The 2,779-nt window shown below is 37.0% G+C and carries 2 protein-coding genes; one reads left to right on the top strand and one right to left on the bottom strand.

Going from position 1 to position 2,779, the window contains the following annotated elements; all coding sequences use genetic code 11:
• The first annotated feature begins 1,030 nt into the window (after window positions 1–1,030).
• Entirely contained in the window at window positions 1,031–1,924 is an 894-nt protein-coding gene (locus tag F6K22_RS37875) for a hypothetical protein (protein WP_293109985.1), read from the top strand.
• A 134-nt stretch (window positions 1,925–2,058) separates the two neighbouring features.
• On the opposite strand, the gene F6K22_RS37870 is transcribed toward F6K22_RS37875, so the two are convergent.
• A complete protein-coding gene (locus F6K22_RS37870) occupies window positions 2,059–2,721 on the bottom strand; it encodes a hypothetical protein (protein WP_293109983.1) in 663 nt (220 codons plus the stop codon).
• Window positions 2,722–2,779 lie beyond the last annotated feature (58 nt).

The raw sequence follows: 2,779 nt of genomic DNA, 5'->3' as shown, positions 1-2,779 counted from the left end.
GATGCTTTTTATCTTAAAAGGTAGTTTTTTATAATACTTAGGCGATGTGCAACTTTCTACGGAATAATCAGCGTTTCTGGGTCAAGAGCGGAAAGTCTGGTTCTCACAACTCCCTAAATTTCCTCGGTTGGAAAAAGTTGCACACGGCGTTTTATTTAGTAATAAAAGGTGATGGATGCAAGGGTAAAATTTTCCTGCCGTTAATTTTTTCTGGTACTTTACAAGATGAGATTTTTTTCTAAATTTTAGCACTCGATTTTATACCTCTTCAAAGGATGCAAGAGTCAAACCTTTGTGCCGTTAATTTTTTCTGGTGCTTCACAGGATGAGATTTTTTCTAAATTTTAGCACTCGATTTTATACCTCTTCAAAGGATACCAGGGTCAAACCTTCGTGCCGCTAATTTTTTCTTACTGGTGGTGCTTCAGAAGATGAGATTTTTTTCTAAATTTTAGCGATCGCTTCCTTATTTTTTTGTTCAACAAAAAGTCATATTTAATAATCAGTTTAATAATATTAGTAAACAATATCATAATTTTTTTAGGAATGCAAGAGTCAAACCTTCCTGCCGTCAATTTTTCCTGGTGCTTCACAGAATGAATATTTGTAGAGGAAATTGAATCTAAACTACTATTTTTCCAAGATACACCTGTTCATATAAAGCGAGATTCTATTTTATAGAACCCATTTGCTATCTTGACCTTGATTTATAATTTTGAGGCATAAAGTCGTTTATAGAAATTAAGCAATAGGAGAGTGGAAAAATATTCCAATACTCAAAGATGATAAATATCCGCAGAATATCCGCATCTTCTCAATCTATTTTTGGTATATTCTAAAAATTTTAGAGGCACTCTGTCAGTGGATTGAAGCAATAATTGAAAAATACTTTAATACACCCAATCTCCCAATCTCCCAATCCCCCCTATCTTCCCCTCTATCTTGATAAGATTGCCAATAAGATGAAAACATCGCCTCCGGAACGACTCCAAGTTGTGATGGAGAAAAAATTAACACAGAAGGATAAATTATGAGCGATTCAATTATCAAATTAGTCAATGACCTACCCACTGGTGGTATTACAGTTTCAGCATTACGCGCTTTAGATTTCGTAGTTCCCGGAGAATGGAATAATTTAGTAGGTTTTGAAAATACAGTTCGTGAAATTACTGGGGAAGAAAAATCCAAAACAATTCAAAAAATTAGCGAACGTGCTTTGTGGATATATAACGATGAATCTCAAGGATATCAAGACGCTATCTGGACTTACCAAAGTCTAGATAAAGCTGATGCTGCTTTAGGTGCAGCAGCAATGGCAAATAAAATTGGCGAAAAAATCTCTTTCCTGAGTTTCCTGAATAAGTTAACCCCATCAGCAGATAAAACTCAAGCAATAGATTTATCCATCAAAATAGTGGCAGAGTTGGTTGCTTTCTGCAAATTAAATGGAATGCCAACAATGGATAGTTTAGGGGATTTTTCCGCAGCTTTGGCAGAAGAATATAGTGGCCCATCTTTGATGCGAATGGTTGCTTTGGTCTGTTTCGACGGGTTGATTCCCCTAGGACCTGATTTTGTTAATCGTGTGGGAGATATTATTGGGGGAATGAGTTCTGCTGGTCTGCAACAAAATCCTTTATTTCAGAGGGTAAATAATTTAATTCCTGGTGATAGTACCCAGGGTAAACTTGATTTTATTGGTAATAGTTTTGATGCGGTTAGGGGTTGGATGAGTAATTTAGTTTCGTCGCGAGGATTAGACCCTGAAATGATTATTAATAGCTTGCAAAATTTTGTAGAAATTGCTGATGATAAGTTGGATTATTTGGCAGCATTTATTGATTTGACGACTAATTATTTTGAGCATACTGGTACTCAAACTGTAGCTCGTCGTTTGATTCTGCAAGCTGCTGAGGAAGTTTAAAAAAAGTCATTAATCAAAGTAGGTTGGGTTGAGGAAACGAAACCCAACATTACATTTAAAGGTTATAGTTATCTTGTAGGTTAGAAGCATCTTTATTATTGTTTTTGTTGGGTTGCGCGATCGCTTAACCTAACCTACTGGACTGACGTTAATTCATCAACATAGGTCTCGCCAACTCTCCCCGTGTCAATCAATTCTTGGGTAGTTCGAGTCGGAAATGCCACATCTTCATGGCTACTAAAACCAAGGGGGAAACCAAACTCATCCATCCAATCATCTACATGGACGTGAGGTGTACTACTTTGAGGTGGTTTTGACCTGAATGTTAAACCATCACTTCTGGAGCCGTCTCCAATGTTGATTCCATCCGCATCAAAGTAAGTCCCAGACTGGAGTATCTGCTTTGTTTGGGCATCAAAATTGAAGTTAACACCTGCATCTAAATGATTATCAGTATAGGTTCTCAAAAGATTGCCTTGAGGATCGAAAAATGAGACATTGAGAAAATCTAAGTCATTGGTTCGGACAATTCCATCAGTGTAACTTTGGGTTTCGTCATAGCTAAACAAACCTGTAACTCTAAAGCCAGCAATTTGACCAGTCCAATCAAATTGAAAAGTAATAGCCTTAGCTACGGTAGAAATAAGGATGCTTAATGCCGTACTTAGAGTAATAACGGCTGTTTTGAAATAATGATACATAAGTATATAGCTTGAATCTTGTTTACTTTTGACATCTCCAGGGGTTGAAACACCCTGGATTCTGCGGTTAACCCACCGCTTAGGGGATAAATCCACATTTGCTTCAAGCCTGAAGGGCAGACTTCTAAGCTTCTCGGCATAGACTATTATCTAG

The sequence above is a fragment of the Okeania sp. SIO2F4 genome, assembly GCF_010672385.1.
GTDB lineage: Bacteria > Cyanobacteriota > Cyanobacteriia > Cyanobacteriales > Microcoleaceae > Trichodesmium.
The sequence above is the reverse complement of the archived record's forward strand: the minus strand, read 5'-3'. Positions and strand labels throughout refer to the sequence as shown.

What these genes read in the sequence shown, in the direction of transcription:
- F6K22_RS37875 (WP_293109985.1), top strand. Translation starts at nt 1,031, where the DNA reads ATGAGCGATTCAATTATCAAATTAGTCAATGACCTACCCACTGGTGGT.